The following is a 16861-nucleotide window of genomic DNA, read 5'->3' as shown; positions in this document are numbered from 1 at the left end:
GCAAGCAACGACTGAGTCTGCATCAAACACAGATGAGACGGAGCAAGCTTCCACTCAGTTAGAATCTGCCAATAACACTGAACAAGCGACAACCGAATCTGAAGAATCAACCAACACTGACACTGCATCAGAAACAACCAACACTGACACTGCATCAGAAACAACCAGTTCTGAAGAATCTATTCTTGCATATGACGACAAAAGCACGCTGTACAATTTATCGCTGAAATCTGAGATGAGTAGTATTCCAGAAAATCAGTCGACACAGCTATATCCACGTGGATCTTATGGCGACGGATCGAGTTCGTCTCTCATTGACAAACCGTTAACGTGGCATATAGGCAATAACGATGTGGTAAGCATAAATGAATCTGGTGTGCTAATTGGAAAAGAAAGGGGAACTACAACGATCTGGTTTACAATCGATGGGCTGACCAGCAATGGCATAACAATCACGGTAACAACTGGGCTTCTCCCATGTGGAGGAGACGTGAATGATACCGATAGGTACAATGCCGCAGGGTATTGCCTTAAAGTCATTGAAGGTGACTCAGGTGATGCTGAAAATAAATTATTTACCGCAACGCCAAGTATAGAGGTGATGAAGCAACTTGGTTATAAGCTGGATGACTCCCGCTACAACTACGGCAATACTTATGGTGCAACTTACAAAGAAACTCGTATAGAAGGAGAGTTTGCTCGCTTTCGATATGATGGTTGGGGTTGGGAAGACGATCCGAACAGCTCTGACTACGGCCGAGATGGTCAACTAGACCGATACTGTAGTGCCCTAACAGACCTCAAATTTATGGGACGCACCAATTGGAAGCGACCGACAAGATACGAACTGTACAGCTTAGTTTTCTTTTTAGGTGATCTAACAGCGAACTATGGCTGGCCTGGTTTTTACGAGTATTGGAGTAATCACCCAACTGAAGACAATAGATTTTACTCTGTAGACTTAGTGAACAACATTACTAAATCTCATTCAGCAGGATTAAAAAACTATGCGTCTTGTGTATCTTACAATGACTAGTGCGAGGTTTCTCTAAGAGAACCATCTTGGGCAACTAGAATTCATCAATGAAAAAGCCAGCAGAATAACTGCTGGCTTTTTCATCTAAAATGCATTTTCAAAGCTCTTATTTTTGCAACAAAAATAGGTCAGAGATTGTGCTTTGATTTGAAAGGATTTTGATAGCAAAAAGCCGCTTATAAAAAGCGGCTTTTCTAATGGGCGGAGACCCCAGCCACATCCCGGCACACACGTCGCCTGCTGCGGCTGCTCCCTTCCGGGCCTGACCGAGTTCACAAGTTAGTGTTGCGGGAGGACCAGGGCCTCCATAGATTCTGTGGTGCCCAAGGGTATCCCCGAAGGCAGGATGGATTATTCAGTATCCGCCCCCCGATTGCAACCCTCTCTATTAATTATTAGCACATTCTTGTTCTGAATGACGAAAGATTACGCAAAGTGAGCAATTTCTGTATGTTACGAATCGGTATCGACGAAGGTCGGCTCCCCTTTTCGCTTGGATTGATACATGGCTTCATCGGCTCGAATTAAAATCTCTCGTAACGTGAATTCTTTTTGGCGAGGTTCAAACACACCAACAGATACAGAAACCGATAAGTCTCTATCTCTTTCAGCCAAATAAAATGAAAACAGCTTGAGGTTTTTGAGGACTTTGGTTTTATCTTGCAGTGGCTTGGAGCATATGAGAATGAACTCATCCCCGCCAATTCGATACCAATTTCCATTCCAGTTTCTCCGTATAATGGACGCGTAGGTCTGGATAACTCTGTCTCCTACGTCGTGCCCAAACTGATCGTTAATTTGCTTAAAATCGTTGATATCGAGATAAATCACAGTTTGCCATGGCTTGATGCCTCGACTGTATTTGAGGTTAAGGGCTCGGCGGTTTTCCAGTTTGGTTAAGCTGTCTGTATTTGCTTGGCGATACAGTAGGTAAGCAACGAGTAATACAAAGGCAATAGCGATCATGAACAGGCGCTTCGTTTTATTGGCGAGATCCTGTTCCCTCTCTAACGTGTTGCGCCAATCCGGTTGCTTGTCATAAGTGCTATTAATGCTCGCTGTATCTAACATGCGAATGGCTCGTGAAAATAATGCTGCCAGCACCTCTCCTTGAGTTGTTTTAGGGAAACCCAGCGCTATTTCCGAACTGTGGAAACTTTCAATGCTGTAATCCTGAGTAATGGGTAATAATTCCTGCTCTTTCAATAAGATATTAAGCGTTGCTTTATCTACGGCAATGTAATCGATCTCATCATTGACCAATGCATTCACAAGTTCTTCTTGGCTCGAGTACCGGATAAAGGTTTTTTGTGGCAGCAATTGGCTAAGTAACTCATCGAAGAAGTCGTCTCTCACCACTCCAATACGTTCCGTAATCAGTTCCGAAACGTGGTGATAAACATCGGGCTTGAAACCAAGGCGCTTTACAATGATGGCTTCTGGGAAATAGTGAGGAACACTGAAATAAGCAATATTTTTACGCTGCTCCGAGATAGTTAACGGCGCTAGAATATCGATTTTTTTGTCTATCAAGTCGCCATACATGCTTTCCCAGCTTTCATCATGTGTACTGACGATTTCACACGTAAATGTGAGTAGGTGACACGCTTGTTTTACCGTATCGGCACTGATGCCGCGCACTAAGCCTTCGTCGTTGTATTCGACATATGGATAGGCATTTTCTAACTTCACTCGAAATGTTTGATGAGATCTCAGCCCGAGCACTAACATGTCTCGTCTAAGGGCATCTCTGCGAATGTCAAACTGGTATTGGCTTATATGACTACGAAGCTTTTTTTGCATGGATTCAGAATGCACAAAATCGACAATGCGGTGGAGCTCTTCTTTATTCTGACCTTTAGGCGAGATGATAGAGACGGGTTTTATAGAGATTTGATCGTTAAGTAATTGTGCGTCTAATCCAATCGTCAGCATTGCTTTAAGCTGATTTATCGCATCCACGACTCCATTGACTTCCCCAGAAAGTAAAAGGTTCTTGGCTTCTTCATAGCCGTTATATTCGATAAGTTTGATGTTTGGGAAGTTATCAGAAATAAGATCGGCGTAGATGGTGTTCTTAGGTACACCGATAATTTCAGCTTCGCTAAGGCTTACCCCTGATGGGCTAAATAAATAGGTGTATTCAATGTTGGTTGGCGCTGAAAACTCGAAAAGTGCATCTCTCTCATCAGTGTGAGTGACGTTTGCAGCAAAGTCACTCTCACCTCTCGCAACGGAGCCAAGAACGGATTCAAAATCTGGCATGTCTTTATACACGACCTCGACAGAGAACTCTTCGGATACCATATCAAACAAAAAATGGGTTACGACATCATCCGCTTCAGTTGCGACAACATATTGAGATTTTTGCCCATAAACCACTTTTATTCCCACAAGTTGTAGTGCCAATAAGGCGCTCAACAGGGCTGCAATTTTTTTCACTTATCGCTCTCTGTGCCGTAAAACACATCTATCTTTCACATTAATGTAACAAAGAAAAGAGCTACTAAGATAAACACAGAACAACACCTCATTAATGTGAGGCTAGTTCAAAAAGTGACTTATTGATAAACATATGCACTAAATTTGAGCTACGGGCTAAAGCATTTTAAGAATCATCGTGTTCATCCGCTGATCTCAGCACGTAATCTGTCGCCCATGCCGTTCCTAAAAAGAATATCCACACCACAAATACTGGGTTGGGGATTTCGACGGCTTTAGATGCGACAATGGCGGCAAACCCTACTGTAGGCAACGTCCAACAAAGTAATTTGTTCCAGTTAAATTTGGACAGTTTGGGCAGAGTTTCGGCAGATGCGATAATACCAACGATACACAAAGCTATAAGCGCGGCATGGGTCCACCCAGCTAGCCACAGCGCTAATATAAGTGAAAGTGTCCACCAGCTGTGCTGAGAAGAGCTTTTCCAATGCCGAGCGGCAAACCAAGTCGCTATGACCGATAGCGTTTGAATTAGAGTTATTCCCCACTCGCCGGGAATTTTACCTTCTGCCTGAGTCACCATTATGCCAACTTGCATAACGACTATGGTCGCCGCCGTTGTAATGAGAACATATATGCTACTGCGCCTTGAGAAAGTCACCATCAGTAGCGGGAATAAGATCCAAACACTCAAAGACATAGCGATGGGTTGCAATGGCAATGTAAAACCATACACTGCCAAAGACGCTAAAAGAATCAGTCCCGCAATGCCGCCTTGCGGCAGAATCCACAATGCGGGTATAACCAAAGCCAAAACAGGAATATCACCACCACTCAAACTCAACGCCCTTGCGCAAACAATCGCAAGTAATGTGGTAACAACGAACTGGAGCAACGAAAACACCATAGCTCTCTCCTTATATTCCGTGGACGAACTAGGACAATCTCAGTATGGATCAATTTTTAAGCCAAATCTTTGCAGTAATTCACCAAATTCCATATGGTAATGTGTCCACCTATGGACAAGTCGCAAAACTAGCGGGATATCCTGGCTACGCAAGACATGTAGGGAAAGCTCTTGGAAACCTACCTAAAAACAGCAAATTACCCTGGCATCGAGTGATTAATAGTCGTGGCGAGATCTCGTTAAAAGGGTCGAGCTTCGACAGACAGAAAGGCAAACTTGAAGAAGAAGGCGTGGTGGTAAATTTGGCGGGGAAAATTCGCTTAAAAGATTATCAATGGGAGCTGTAACGCTCACTTCATTTCTCTGAGTATGAATTGAAAATTGAGCATTCAGTAGTAATGACAACTGAATGCTCAAAAAATCTGACCACTCGCCCTTCACCTCTAGCCGTTTCTTTGTAGAAAAAGGATGAAAAGAAGCAACGAATAACCAGTATTTCCGTTAGCGTTAGCGCGCATTCACCAACATAAGATCCAATTTATGCGTTTGATTAACATCGGTAATAACTGGGAAAACGGTGTCGGTGATAAAGATCAACTCACCATCCACTTCAATGCGAGCGCTAACACTGTATGTATGCTGAGGCAGGATATTCGCTTTGTTATAGTCTAACTTGAAGTAGAACGGCACCTGATTTCCGTTAGCTTCAAACTCTTGCTTGGCAAGAAGCACAGACGGGGCATCGGCAAGTGAAATATCTTGTAGTGATACCGACACCTGCGCGTTGTCGGGTAAAGCTATACGTTCACGGTAGTAGATTGAGCCTTCAACAAATGCCATTTCTACAGGTTTAACTTCAACGGTAGCGGAAGACTCTTCAGCGTTTTGACAACCAACCAGACCAATGCCAGCAGTGGCAGTCATTACGAGTACCAATAGTTTCTTCATCACTTTTATTCCGAGTTAATGGATGTGGTGCGAGTATATCGCCCAAACTTGTTTTTTGTCGTTATCCAAGGTATTTAATTGACATAACTTTGACGGAGGTACGATGAGTAAACCATTAAATGAGCTGCTTGATTTGTTGCAGTTAGAACAGCTAGAAAAGGAACTCTTCCGTGGGCAAAGTGAAAATCTTGGATTGCCACAAGTGTATGGTGGACAAGTTATTGGGCAAGCACTTTCAGCGTCTCGCTATACGGTAGATAGTGATAGAACTGTGCATTCGTTCCACAGCTATTTTTTATTTCCGGGTGATCCTGAAAAATCCATTATTTATGATGTTGAAAACCTGCGAGATGGTCGCAGCTTTAGCACGCGACGAGTGAAAGCGATTCAAAATGGACGTCCGATCTTTTACTTAACGGCGTCTTACCACGGTGATGAACCTGGATTTGAACATCAAAATACGATGCCAGACATTCCAGGGCCAGAAAACTATGCCTCAGAGTCTGTACTCGCGAACCAAATTGCTGATTTCTTACCCGAGAAAATCAAGCGCGCATTTTGTGGCGAAAAGCCCATTGAAGTGCGCCCAGTGACTGTGGTTAATCCACTAAAACCCCAAAAGACCGACCCGACACAATACCTTTGGATTAAAGCCAATGGTGAAGTACCTGATAACCAATTGATTCATCAATACCTGTTAGCGTATGCGTCCGATTGGGGCTTCTTGGTAACGGCTTTACATCCACATGAAGTGTCTCTAATGACGCCAAAATTTCAAGTAGCGACAATCGATCACTCTATGTGGTTTCATCGCCCATTCAAAATGGATGAATGGTTGCTGTATTCCATAGACAGCCCTACTGCAAGTAATACACGCGGTCTCGTACGTGGGGAAATATACAATCAGCAAGGCGCATTAGTTGCCTCTGCCGTTCAAGAAGGTGTAATGCGGTTTGTGAAATAGCCTTCGCATTACTGTAAAACCATCACGATAGATCAACAGATCTTTACGCAAAAAAACGGCAGCGAATTTCGCTGCCGTTTTTCTATTCATCGCCATGATTGAGCAAGATTCGGGTAAATACAGCTCGTCTAATGTGTATGAACATCACCATCATGGCTATGCGCTCTCATCAATCCAGACATTGAGAACGAGCTGTCTACCGTTCCTTTGAAGCAATTAACAACCCATGGGTAACTGTCCGTTATGTAGTAACCGTATTGTCCGTTCACCGTCATGCCATTACATTCATCTAAATCCCCAAGACCATTTACGTATTCGTAATCTCCGCGAAACTGACCATCATAATTCGAACTCGCAACAACACCTTGCCCAACGACAGGCGTCGAGTACCCTGATACGGTCTGACGAGTGCCAGATTTCAATCGGTAGCTTGGTGTCGCTTTTCTCACAGTGCCACTATCATCAAAACAGCTACCATAAATCGGAAAACCATCTGCTGCAAACCCAACAACGGGTGACGCGCTCCCACCCACGCAATTTTGAATGAATAATGCGACAGGGTTTCCGTGGTAATGATATTTCCCCGTTGGCTGGACATGAGCATTGTGCTGATCGGTGCCAAATCCATTCAAACTCGACATAGGATCATAACGCCATGGATTATTAATTTGGCTCTGACCGCATCCTATTTTCTCCTGCCCTAAGGGTTCACTACCTACCCCGTAACACGCTGCGGCTAACATATCGACATTGACGCCATTTAGAAATACCCCTTCCGATACCGCCATACTTAAAGCCGTATTAGACCCAGCCAATACCGGATTCGCTGTAATCTCATAATCTGAATCTTGTTCACTTACATTGGTCGCGAAGGATGCCGTTTGATCATTAAAGTCGTGATTTGGGATATGGTTACTTTCTATCACGCATTTGTTTCCTGCTGAAGATATGCTCACGGCACCACTGAATGAAATAGAGCGTTGAATATCGGTAACGCTTGACGTGAGAGAACCGAGGTAATCAAGGCAATCACCAGAAAGGGAAGTAAAAGTGTAATTGGTGATATAACCGTTTTGAGGAAGACCTGTTGAGCTGTTTTTGATAGTAGAAGGCGACGAAGAATCCGTTTCAGTCGTTCCAGCGTTGCATCCTGCTAATATCATGATTGTGAGCGTTATGTAGAGTGCTTTCATGTTATCTCCTGTCTAAACTGTTCGCTTATCAATCAGTTTAGACAGGGTAATAACGATTACTAAGGACTTTACGGAGCTTTACATGGATTGACGAAGATTGACTTAAACAGGCAGCGCCGTTGTGTATTTTAATGTCTCCATTGCAAAAGTAGAGGTTACGTTAGTAATCCCATCCACACTATTGACGAGCTGTTTATAGAAGTCATCGAATGATTTCATGTCTTGTACTAATACACGCATCATGTAGTCGTATTCTCCCGCCATCCGATAAAACTCCATTACCTCCGGAAACTCAGAAGCCGTTTCTACAAACGTGGTATACCATTCATGGGAGTGGTCACTGGTTTTCACCATGACAAAGGCGGTAAAACACAACCCTAGTTTTTCAGGGTTCAATAACGCCACGCGTTTGTCTATAAACCCTTCTTCTTCGAGTCTTTTAAGCCGCTTCCAGCAAGGAGTAGTTGTGAGATGGACTTGCTCTGCCAGCTCATTCAAAGACAAAGTGCTGTCCTTTTGCAATAGGATAAGAAGCTCTCTGTCTATTCTATCCAGTGATGGTTTACTCATAAAAAATTCAAATGTAGAAATAAATTCCCTTAATTAGGCCACAATGTATAAAAACAATAAACATTTTCTTACATTTCGAGCGTACTCTATATATCCAATAAAAATCTGAAGTAACATAGTTTTTGAATTTGGTTTGCTTCTAAAGCGATATTTTTAAAAAACGTCGCTTTCCGAGATACAGAGCTATCGGTTGAGCCAAGTGACTGGCGAGTGTCGCAACCATTTAATTACAACAAACGTGGAAAGTCGTAAACAAGGAGCTGTTTGCAATGAGTATTGACCATGACTGGACCAATAATGCAATCCGAAAAATAGAGGCCGATTTCCAAAGAAGTGCCGATACACACCTCATTAAACTCAATTTGCCTTACATCGAAGGCATTGATATTTACTTGAAGGACGAAAGTACCCACCCCACTGGCTCGCTTAAGCATCGGCTAGCAAGATCGCTGTTTTTGTACGCAATTTGTAATGGTTGGATTGGTCCTGATACTCCGGTCATTGAATCTTCTTCAGGAAGTACAGCGGTAAGTGAAGCCTATTTTGCTCGTTTACTCGGATTGCGCTTCATCGCGGTTGTACCCAAGAAAACGGCTCGCTCAAAGATAGAACAGATCGAGTTTTATGGCGGAGAAGCTCACTTTGTCGACCGTACAGATGAAATCTATTCAGAATCACGAAGATTGGCGGAAGAGCTAAACGGTCATTATATGGATCAGTTTACTTACGCTGAAAGAGCAACTGATTGGCGTGGGAACAATAACATTGCCAACAGTATATTCGAGCAAATGGCGCAAGAAGATCATCCCATACCAACTTGGGTAGTGATGAGCGCGGGAACGGGAGGCACGTCTGCGACAATTGGTCGGTTTATTCGCTACCAAAAGCACCCGACCAAACTGTGTGTTGTAGACCCAGAAAATTCTGTTTTTCACGCCTATTATCGTACTGGCGATCGTGCAATCACCCTGAATATGGGCAGCCGAATTGAAGGCATAGGTCGGCCACGTGTTGAACCAAGCTTTATTCCCGGCGTTATTGACGAAATGCGTACTATCCCAGATGCCGCCAGCGTCGCGACGGCACATTGGTTAGAGAGAAAACTCGGCAGAAAAGTGGGCGCATCAACAGGAACAAATCTGTATTGCGTACTTCAAATAGCGATCGAAATGCACGCTAAGGGAGAAACAGGATCTTTAGTCACCCTGCTATGCGATAGTGGTGAACGATACTTGGATACTTACTACAACTCGGATTGGCTTAACATCCATATTGGAGATCTGTCACCCTACCTTGATGAGCTAGAGCAAAAGTTTGGACACTAGGGTCTGTTGACTCTTCCTACATTTGAAACTAAAAAAGCGCCGAACGGCGCTTTTTCTTACTCACTATTTTTTTGATCGCGCTTCAAATGCCGCTAACTGTTCTGGAGTAGCTGGCAACTGGTGATTTTCTTTCCACTCGCCATAAGTCATTCCATAAACGCGTTCTCTCGCATCATCTATCGACAATTCCAACCCTTGGTCATCAGCTTCTGCTTTATACCATTTGCTAAAGCAATTACGGCAGAACCCCGCCAGAATCATCAGATCGATATTTTGAACGTCTTTATTATTGTCCAAGTGACTAAGTAGACGACGGAACACTGCTGCATCTAGCTTATCTTGCTCTTCTTGGCTTAAGTTCTTGTAATTAAAATCGTCCATTTCCTATTCCTTAACTGTGTTTAAATTCATCTTAGATAAAAATTCTTTCCTCACGATGCCCTACATGAATTGTACATATAACGCTAAAAGGAAGCGAACAGCTCTAGAAAGTACAAATCATATCGTTAGATGACCTTCTTTAACATACTCCAAGATACAACACGCCATTCTTATTACAATTTCTTTAAGAAGTTCAACTTTCAATGGAAGCAATATCAATTCCTATCATATGAAAACGATTTCATTTTATGAATTTGGGATCTTATACCACGCCTAAATAATTTATAAATTGAAAGATTTTTATATTCACTTTATAAATTATAGGTAACGAGATAAAAATACGCTCGTTACGTTTCCAACCAATAACGCGTTTAGGTCTTTTTATCGCCCAAAAGGGCACTAATTTAACTATCCATAGGTTCCAATCATGAAAAATAAAATAAGGCGTAGTCAGATACCCTTTTTCAATAAGACAGTATTAAGCACCGCTATTACAGGTACACTTTTATTGGTTAGCTACTCATCAAACGCACAAATTATAAGTAGCAATCTTATTCCTACTCCGACTCAAGTTATTGACTTAAACCAACCAACTAGAACTATTTGTGACAAGTTCAATCAGAATATATCTGATATTAGTTTTCAACTTAGTCAGAAAGACTTACCGATGTTAGAAAAAGAAAACAAATGTATGCATCTAGCGTTAAGTAAAGGGCAAATTGAAAAAACTCACGTATTTAAATACGATATTAATAACCAATTCGACAGTATGTATAGGGAAGTGAGTGAAACTGTTGATATTACCAATGAAGTTGACCTCGTTATAATATCAACGAAGAATAGTACTTATTATGCGATGTACTCTGATGCTAATGCGCTTTTAACAAAGCAAGTTTTTGGGATACGTAATTGTACTGGAGATCGACCTGGGTCTCACTGTTTTGACCCAACTGGTCGGCACTATGTTGAAAACACATTTTCAAACCTTACAGCCAGTTATAATGCTTGGAGTGCAGGTGGTCTCAATAACGTTTTTAACGATGTTGAAACTGAACTCTCAGTGAGAAATGTTCCAGGTATTAGCGCACTCTGGCGCAAAATAGATGCTAACCCTAAGTCATCTCGACGAGACGGTGATTTAAATTTGAGCCGTTCGCTTTCTGTTGGATTTGAGCTTTCAGGAAGTAAAGCAGATGGCGCAACAATTAGCGCCAGTGTTTCGCACGAAAGTGGCACGTCTTATGATGCGAAGATCATGAATGTTCATCAATTTGAGCTATCAAGTGATCTTGGTTCCCGGTCTACATTTAAAATCAACCCAGCTGCCGTTGGAGCTCTGTGGGCATTTAATTCTAATGTGGAATCTGGTCCAAACGGTAAAAACGGAGTGCAAGCCGCAGATGAGCACTTAGGTGAAAGTTCGTGGAGAAATTTAGACTTTAGTTCAAACGTCGTGTGGGAAGAAACGAATAATAAAGCGAACTGTGCTGCACAAAATCGTTCAGATACCTTCGAGCATAAATTCAAACTATTCCGAGGTCAGTATGACATCGACGGAACAGGCTCTTACACAATTATGCCATCTAACGTTAGAAAATATCCAATAGGAACTGGTTACGAGACACTTTCCGTAACTGTCAATACACAATGTGTGTACAGTGAAGCTACGGATTCATACTACCGAAATGTAGTACCTGGAATGCTAAATGGTTAATGGGGAATATATTATGAATAAAATAAAACTATTGGCATTATCGGTGTCGGTAATGCTTACGACTCAAGCTAATGCAAACACAATTCAATTAAAAGTTGAAGATTTGACTGCGTCACATAAATCCGTCGTATCCGAAATTAAAGAAATGTCGGGGTCGCTCGTTAATAAACAAACTGGCGATCAGGCATTATACTCAAACTCCGAACGAAGTATTGTTATATTGGATTCAGACAATATCGTAAACAACAACTCTGGTTTAAATAAATCCATGTTTGATGGTGTACAATCTATTATTATAGTTGGCGAAAGAGAAAACAATAATATTGTTTCTCAAGAACTTCTCGGATATGGAGTTTCTGATGATTACTTGGTTATTACAGGTGTCGACAACCCGGAAAGCAGAAACGTGATTCATTTCGACAATGAAGGAAACTCGAGTAATACTGACGTTGCTAGAGCGCTGATCAAAGCCGCGATGTAATCGCATTTTAAACAACAAAAGGCAGAAAATAATTCCTGCCTTTTGTTATATTTTTTATTTAAGCTCGATATCTCCATGTGATGTTCGAGCTTTAATATCTTTTTCTAGTGCTTTCTTCAACTGCGATTCTACATAGCCAGGTGAATGTGTACGAGCAGAGATCAATCGATACATCGCTGGAATCACAAACAGAGTAACCAATGTGGCAAACGCCATTCCAAAGAAAATTACCGTACCCACAGCCACTCGGCTTTCGTAGCCTGCTCCACTCGACAATATTAACGGGATAGAGCCAGAAAGCGTGGTGAAGGCTGTCATTAGAATCGGGCGTAAACGCCTAGCTGCGGCATCGACTATCGCCTGCTCAAACTCAACACCTTTGTCTCTAAGTTGATTGGCAAATTCAACAATCAATATCCCATTTTTGGTTACCATTCCTATCAACATAATCATGCCAATTTGGCTGTAAATATTGAGCCCTTGGTCCATAAAGAATAGCCCTAAAAACCCACCAAGAACGCCCATTGGAACAGTAAACATGACAACGAGTGGGTTAATAAAACTCTCAAACTGTGCAGCCAACACCAGATAAGCGACCAATAATGCCAAAGCAAAGACGATCAATACACTGGCTTGGTTTTCCTTGAATTCTTTCGACTCCCCAGAATACGCCACGCTGATATCACTCGGTAAGTTATCAATAGCGAGATTATCCAAATGCTCCAACGCTTCACCTAACGTTATCCCATCGTTAAGATTCGCACTGATAGTGATGGATTTTTGTTTATTGGTATGTGATAAACGAATGGAGGAGCCGACTTCTTCTATCTTAGTGACAGCGTCTAAAGTCACCAGATCGCCGCTTCGTGTTCGCATGTAAATTTGGCTAAGATCCATCGCACTGTTGAAGTGGTTTTCATCGCCACGGAGATAAACATCGTACTCTTCCCCACGCTCGATAAACGTGGTTTCTGTTTTGCCACCCAGCATCACCTCCAGCGTATTAGAGACGTCCGTTACTTTGATACCTAATTCTGCTGCGCGCTGCTTATCGACACTCACAACCAATTCAGGCGTTTTTTCTGAGTAGTCTATTTCTGCTCCATTCATAAATGGGCTATCGTTGGCTTTGTCTTTTATTAGGTTCGCCCACTTTTGCAGTTCCTGGTAATCCAAGCCTCCAAGTACAAACTGAACTGGCTCACTTGATCCGCCCCTAAAGCCGGGCATCATTGGGAACACCCTAGCATCAGGAATATCTCCTAACGCTTTGCGAACCATTCCCAAAGCTTCCTGAGCCGTTTTGTCTCTAGTTTGCCAATCTTCTAAGATCATGATGACAAAACCAGTTTGGTCCCCCGCCCTGCCACCAAAAGCAGGCGATTGAACACTAAAAGATTTCAATACGCCTTGCCCTAGCAGCGGAAGCAAGCGTTGCTCCACAATGTCGATATTGGCATTCATTCGGTTATAACTGGTGCCATCCGCACCACGTACAAACGCAAATAGAACGCCTCTGTCTTCTTTTGGTGCCAATTGTGAAGGCACTTGCTCCATCAAATAAACGCTCCCCCCTATACACCCAAGAATAATTATGGGTGCAATCACTCGCCAAGCCATCGCCTTAGACAACGCTCGTCTGTAAATACGTTCTAACTTGCCAAACATCGAATCAATGAACCGATTGAATCGGTTAGGCTTAACGTTGGCTTTGAGGATCTTACTGCCTAATACGGGCGTTAATGTAAGGGCAATCAAAGAGGAAAAAATGACGGACATTGCGAGTAAAACCGAAAACTCGGTGAACAATAAGCCAACCATTCCTTCCATAAATGAGATAGGCAAAAATACCATCACCAAAACTAGAGTGGTCGCGACAACAGCAAAGCCAACTTCTCTTGTGCCTTTATACGCCGCAAGTAACGGCGACTCTCCACGCTCAATATGGTGATAAATGTTTTCGACGACAACAATCGCATCATCCACAACCAAACCAATCGACAAGATCAATGCCATCAATGTGATCAGGTTGATTGAAAAGCCAAAGTAGTAAGCCGCTATAAATGATGAAATAAGCGATACAGGAACGGTAACCGCAGGAATTAATGTTGCCCTAACTTGACCAATGAATATGTACAGAACGAGAACAACTAAACCGCCCGTTATAAAGAGCGTGTTATACACCTCGGAGATTGAGCGATCGATAAAGACCGTCGAGTCATAATCAATCGCCAGTCGTGTTCCCTTAGGAAGAAATTTTTGGATCTGCTCAACTTCTTGGTGAACGGCTTTTGCTACCTGAAGCGGGTTAGCGTCCGATTGGGGCACAATGCCCAAACTAACGTTGACGACACCGTCGCTTTTAAACGTCGAGTTTTCGTTTTGTGCACCAATGAATACGTCAGCAACATCTTTGAGATAGACTGGTGTCCCGTCGTCGGCTTGTTTTACGACCAAGTAGTCAAAATCTTCTGGGGTGTTATATAGACGAGCGGTACGTACCGACATAACCATTGTGTCGTTTCGCACTTCACCGCCTGGATTCTCCACATTTTCGCTACGTAAAGCACTCGTGATGTCGGTTGTTGTTACCCCTCTTCCTGCCATTAATGCTGGCTTCAGCTTCACATACATGACTTTATAGAGACCACCGGAGATATTGACGGAGCTCACCCCGGAAATCAGTGAAAACCGATCCACCAATACGCGCTCGGTGTAATCTGTCAATTGTGTTCTATCGAGTTCGGAAGAACTTAAGTTTATGTATACCGAAGCTTCCCCACTGCCATTGTCTTTATAAACAATCGGATCATTCGCTTCGTCCGGTAGTCGACGTTGTGCGCGAGCGACGGCATCTCGCACATCACTAGCGCCAGTATTTAAGTCGTAACCGAGCTCAAATTTGATAGAGATCCGTGAAAAACCATTTCGAGAAACTGAGGTAATTTCGTCAATACCACTAATGCCAGAAAGTTGGTCTTCCAATACAGACGTCACTTGGCTTTCCATGATCGTAGCTGAAGCGCCATCATAACGAGTACTGACAGTAACGATGGGGCTTTCAATGTCGGGCATTTCACGGACGGCAAGCTTTGAAAAGGACACCAAACCAAACACACAAAGCAGTAAACTCAGGACAATTGCAACAACAGGGCGCTTTACAGAAACATCAGATAACCACATGGTTATTGCTCCTTCTGCGATGCATTCTTGTCTGCGTTACCTTTGCTCTGTCCTTCCGAAGCGTTAACCTCGCGAACTTTTGCACCGTCACGCATGTTTACGACTCCTTGAGTTACGATTTTCTGACCAATATCTAAGCCTTTCTCTACCACAACTTGGTTATCGATACGCGCACCGAGCAGAATTTCCGTTTTGTGAGCCTGATTGTTTTCATCAATGACGAAAACAAAGCGTTTTGTGCCCGAATATTGAAGTGCTTGAACCGGAATGATTGGGGCATTTAATGATGGAAAATCAAGCGTCGCAGCCATCAGCATTCCCGGCTTGAGTTGCTTGTTAGGGTTATTGAAATGCACTCGCACTCTCAGGTTCAACGTATTAGGATTTATACGTGGGTCGATAGCGACTACCTTGCCCTGAAACGCGGTATTTCCCCATGCTTGGCTTTCAGCGGTTACCGACATGCCAACAGTTAATTGGGCTAGGTAGCGCTCAGGTACCTGCAGATCCAATTCCATCAACGTTAAGTTATCTAGCGTAAGTAATTGCTCACCAATACTGACCAATTTACCTCGGCTAAAATCAACAAATCCGACAGTGCCAGAAAATGGTGCATCTATATGTAAGTCATTTAAACTCGCTTTTGCGACAGCTAAACGCGCCTTCGCGATTTCTACTGCCGCTTTTTGCCCATCAATTTCCGTTTGAGTAATGGCTCCTTTTTTTAAAAGCCGTTGGTACTCTTTTAAAATCCTCTGCTGGTCAGATAAATACGCAGTAGCTTCAGCCGCAGATGCTTTCGCTTTATCATCACTCAGTTTTACCAGCTGCTGACCTTTCTTTACGTCCTGATTCGACTGGATCAATATACTGTCGACCTTGCCTGCCGCTTCTGGGGCAATCACAACGCTTTCACTCGCTTCCAGCTTTCCAATCAAAGAGAGCGACTGTGAAATCTCGTGTGTTGCCACTTCCGAAGTAACAACAGCGATTGACCTGTCACCGCGAGGACCTTTTGCAGATGCTACTGGGCTGATAAAGATAAAAGTGAATAAAAGAACAGGAATTATCGATTTAGTTTTCATATGGGAAGCTCGAAGTTTGTATAAATGCAATTCTATCAAGTGATACGGCTTTGAGCGTAAAGGAATGTAAAGTTTGCGAATTAATGGGTAAGTAACCTGTTGCTACGCATAAAATTAATACAAAACGCCCAATTTTTGTTGCTCTTGCCCAAAAAGTCAGCATTCACGCCAAATATCTAAGAAATCTCTTTACAGCATAATCGAGTTTGCTATCATGCGCTCCGCACTTGGTTACTGAGTTGGGAAAACGGTAGCTAAGTATAAAAAGCACCCTGGAGGGGTTCCCGAGTGGCCAAAGGGAGCAGACTGTAAATCTGCCGGCACTGCCTTCGATGGTTCGAATCCGTCCCCCTCCACCATATTTAATCTGCTGTTTATTCCTTTTAAACATCAGACAGCTTGATAGATGCGTTGGGAAATCATCTTTTAAGTTTGCTCTTAGAAGCATAAAAAACACCCTGGAGGGGTTCCCGAGTGGCCAAAGGGAGCAGACTGTAAATCTGCCGGCACTGCCTTCGATGGTTCGAATCCGTCCCCCTCCACCATATTTAATCTGTTGTTTATTCCTTTTAACCATCAGACAGCTTGATCGATGCGTTGGGAAATCGGTGGCGCGCTTTGCTTTGAAAAGG

13 protein-coding genes, 2 tRNA genes, 1 other RNA gene and 1 pseudogene are annotated in these 16861 nt (G+C 43.0%); 8 read left to right on the top strand and 9 right to left on the bottom strand.

Going from position 1 to position 16861, the window contains the following annotated elements; all coding sequences use genetic code 11:
• Positions 1 to 1036: pseudogene (locus CW749_RS27945) on the top strand (DUF1566 domain-containing protein); the annotation flags it as partial.
• Between the two features lie 205 nt (positions 1037 to 1241).
• On the opposite strand, the gene ffs reads toward CW749_RS27945, so the two are convergent.
• From ffs to CW749_RS27930, 3 genes are all read right to left on the bottom strand, one after another.
• Positions 1242 to 1338, bottom strand: an RNA gene (gene ffs, locus CW749_RS27940) — signal recognition particle sRNA small type.
• Between the two features lie 151 nt (positions 1339 to 1489).
• Positions 1490 to 3478 (bottom strand): GGDEF domain-containing protein, encoded by a 1989-nt coding sequence (locus CW749_RS27935; RefSeq protein WP_101115749.1) that lies wholly within the window; start codon positions 3476 to 3478, stop codon positions 1490 to 1492.
• A 166-nt stretch (positions 3479 to 3644) separates the two neighbouring features.
• Positions 3645 to 4385: a hypothetical protein gene (locus tag CW749_RS27930; protein WP_101115747.1), complete on the bottom strand. Its 741-nt coding sequence runs from the start codon at positions 4383 to 4385 to the stop codon at positions 3645 to 3647.
• 44 nt (positions 4386 to 4429) lie between these two features.
• Between CW749_RS27930 and CW749_RS27925 the strand changes: the two genes are divergently transcribed.
• The gene (locus tag CW749_RS27925; protein ID WP_101115745.1) at positions 4430 to 4732 is read left to right on the top strand and encodes an MGMT family protein; all 303 of its coding nucleotides are present in this window, start codon (positions 4430 to 4432) and stop codon (positions 4730 to 4732) included.
• Positions 4733 to 4892: 160 nt separating this feature from the next.
• On the opposite strand, the gene CW749_RS27920 is transcribed toward CW749_RS27925, so the two are convergent.
• Positions 4893 to 5333, bottom strand: coding sequence for a YbaY family lipoprotein (locus CW749_RS27920; protein ID WP_101115743.1), 441 nt, complete (start codon positions 5331 to 5333; stop codon positions 4893 to 4895).
• A gap of 103 nt (positions 5334 to 5436) precedes the next feature.
• Between CW749_RS27920 and tesB the strand changes: the two genes are divergently transcribed.
• Positions 5437 to 6297, top strand: coding sequence for an acyl-CoA thioesterase II (gene tesB, locus CW749_RS27915; RefSeq protein ID WP_101115741.1), 861 nt, complete (start codon positions 5437 to 5439; stop codon positions 6295 to 6297).
• A gap of 128 nt (positions 6298 to 6425) precedes the next feature.
• Here tesB and CW749_RS27910 read toward each other — a convergent pair whose 3' ends face one another.
• Together CW749_RS27910 and CW749_RS27905 are read right to left on the bottom strand one after the other, a co-directional pair.
• Positions 6426 to 7490, bottom strand: coding sequence for a YHYH protein (locus CW749_RS27910; RefSeq protein WP_101115740.1), 1065 nt, complete (start codon positions 7488 to 7490; stop codon positions 6426 to 6428).
• Positions 7491 to 7592: 102 nt separating this feature from the next.
• The gene (locus CW749_RS27905; RefSeq protein WP_101115738.1) at positions 7593 to 8060 is read right to left on the bottom strand and encodes an Lrp/AsnC family transcriptional regulator; all 468 of its coding nucleotides are present in this window, start codon (positions 8058 to 8060) and stop codon (positions 7593 to 7595) included.
• A gap of 269 nt (positions 8061 to 8329) precedes the next feature.
• Between CW749_RS27905 and CW749_RS27900 the strand changes: the two genes are divergently transcribed.
• A complete protein-coding gene (locus CW749_RS27900) occupies positions 8330 to 9385 on the top strand; it encodes a PLP-dependent cysteine synthase family protein (RefSeq protein WP_101115736.1) in 1056 nt (351 codons plus the stop codon).
• A 63-nt stretch (positions 9386 to 9448) separates the two neighbouring features.
• On the opposite strand, the gene CW749_RS27895 is transcribed toward CW749_RS27900, so the two are convergent.
• Positions 9449 to 9766, bottom strand: a complete 318-nt coding sequence (locus CW749_RS27895) for a DUF1244 domain-containing protein (RefSeq protein WP_101115734.1) — start codon at positions 9764 to 9766, stop codon at positions 9449 to 9451.
• A gap of 427 nt (positions 9767 to 10193) precedes the next feature.
• Between CW749_RS27895 and CW749_RS27890 the strand changes: the two genes are divergently transcribed.
• Positions 10194 to 11480, top strand: coding sequence for a hypothetical protein (locus CW749_RS27890; protein ID WP_145997900.1), 1287 nt, complete (start codon positions 10194 to 10196; stop codon positions 11478 to 11480).
• Positions 11481 to 11493: 13 nt separating this feature from the next.
• Complete coding sequence (locus CW749_RS27885; RefSeq protein WP_145997899.1) at positions 11494 to 11961, top strand: hypothetical protein; 468 nt, start codon at positions 11494 to 11496, stop codon at positions 11959 to 11961.
• A 54-nt stretch (positions 11962 to 12015) separates the two neighbouring features.
• Here CW749_RS27885 and CW749_RS27880 read toward each other — a convergent pair whose 3' ends face one another.
• Both CW749_RS27880 and CW749_RS27875 read right to left on the bottom strand, forming a co-directional pair.
• Positions 12016 to 15144, bottom strand: a complete 3129-nt coding sequence (locus CW749_RS27880) for a multidrug efflux RND transporter permease subunit (protein WP_101115731.1) — start codon at positions 15142 to 15144, stop codon at positions 12016 to 12018.
• A 2-nt stretch (positions 15145 to 15146) separates the two neighbouring features.
• Entirely contained in the window at positions 15147 to 16229 is a 1083-nt protein-coding gene (locus CW749_RS27875) for an efflux RND transporter periplasmic adaptor subunit (protein WP_101115730.1), read from the bottom strand.
• Between the two features lie 274 nt (positions 16230 to 16503).
• On the opposite strand from CW749_RS27875, the gene CW749_RS27865 reads away from it, so the two are divergent.
• Positions 16504 to 16588 (top strand) — tRNA-Tyr (locus CW749_RS27865).
• Between the two features lie 101 nt (positions 16589 to 16689).
• Positions 16690 to 16774 (top strand) — tRNA-Tyr (locus tag CW749_RS27860).
• Positions 16775 to 16861 lie beyond the last annotated feature (87 nt).

The organism is Vibrio sp. vnigr-6D03 (assembly GCF_002835515.1).
GTDB classification, from domain to species: Bacteria; Pseudomonadota; Gammaproteobacteria; order Enterobacterales; family Vibrionaceae; genus Vibrio; species Vibrio penaeicida.
This window is presented reverse-complemented; position numbering and strand designations above follow the sequence as displayed.

What these genes read in the sequence shown, in the direction of transcription:
- CW749_RS27930 (WP_101115747.1), bottom strand. Translation starts at nt 4,385, where the DNA reads ATGGTGTTTTCGTTGCTCCAGTTCGTTGTTACCACATTACTTGCGATT.
- CW749_RS27925 (WP_101115745.1), top strand. Translation starts at nt 4,430, where the DNA reads ATGGATCAATTTTTAAGCCAAATCTTTGCAGTAATTCACCAAATTCCA.
- CW749_RS27920 (WP_101115743.1), bottom strand. Translation starts at nt 5,333, where the DNA reads ATGAAGAAACTATTGGTACTCGTAATGACTGCCACTGCTGGCATTGGT.
- tesB (WP_101115741.1), top strand. Translation starts at nt 5,437, where the DNA reads ATGAGTAAACCATTAAATGAGCTGCTTGATTTGTTGCAGTTAGAACAG.
- CW749_RS27910 (WP_101115740.1), bottom strand. Translation starts at nt 7,490, where the DNA reads ATGAAAGCACTCTACATAACGCTCACAATCATGATATTAGCAGGATGC.
- CW749_RS27905 (WP_101115738.1), bottom strand. Translation starts at nt 8,060, where the DNA reads ATGAGTAAACCATCACTGGATAGAATAGACAGAGAGCTTCTTATCCTA.
- CW749_RS27900 (WP_101115736.1), top strand. Translation starts at nt 8,330, where the DNA reads ATGAGTATTGACCATGACTGGACCAATAATGCAATCCGAAAAATAGAG.
- CW749_RS27895 (WP_101115734.1), bottom strand. Translation starts at nt 9,766, where the DNA reads ATGGACGATTTTAATTACAAGAACTTAAGCCAAGAAGAGCAAGATAAG.
- CW749_RS27890 (WP_145997900.1), top strand. Translation starts at nt 10,194, where the DNA reads ATGAAAAATAAAATAAGGCGTAGTCAGATACCCTTTTTCAATAAGACA.
- CW749_RS27885 (WP_145997899.1), top strand. Translation starts at nt 11,494, where the DNA reads ATGAATAAAATAAAACTATTGGCATTATCGGTGTCGGTAATGCTTACG.
- CW749_RS27880 (WP_101115731.1), bottom strand. Translation starts at nt 15,144, where the DNA reads ATGTGGTTATCTGATGTTTCTGTAAAGCGCCCTGTTGTTGCAATTGTC.
- CW749_RS27875 (WP_101115730.1), bottom strand. Translation starts at nt 16,229, where the DNA reads ATGAAAACTAAATCGATAATTCCTGTTCTTTTATTCACTTTTATCTTT.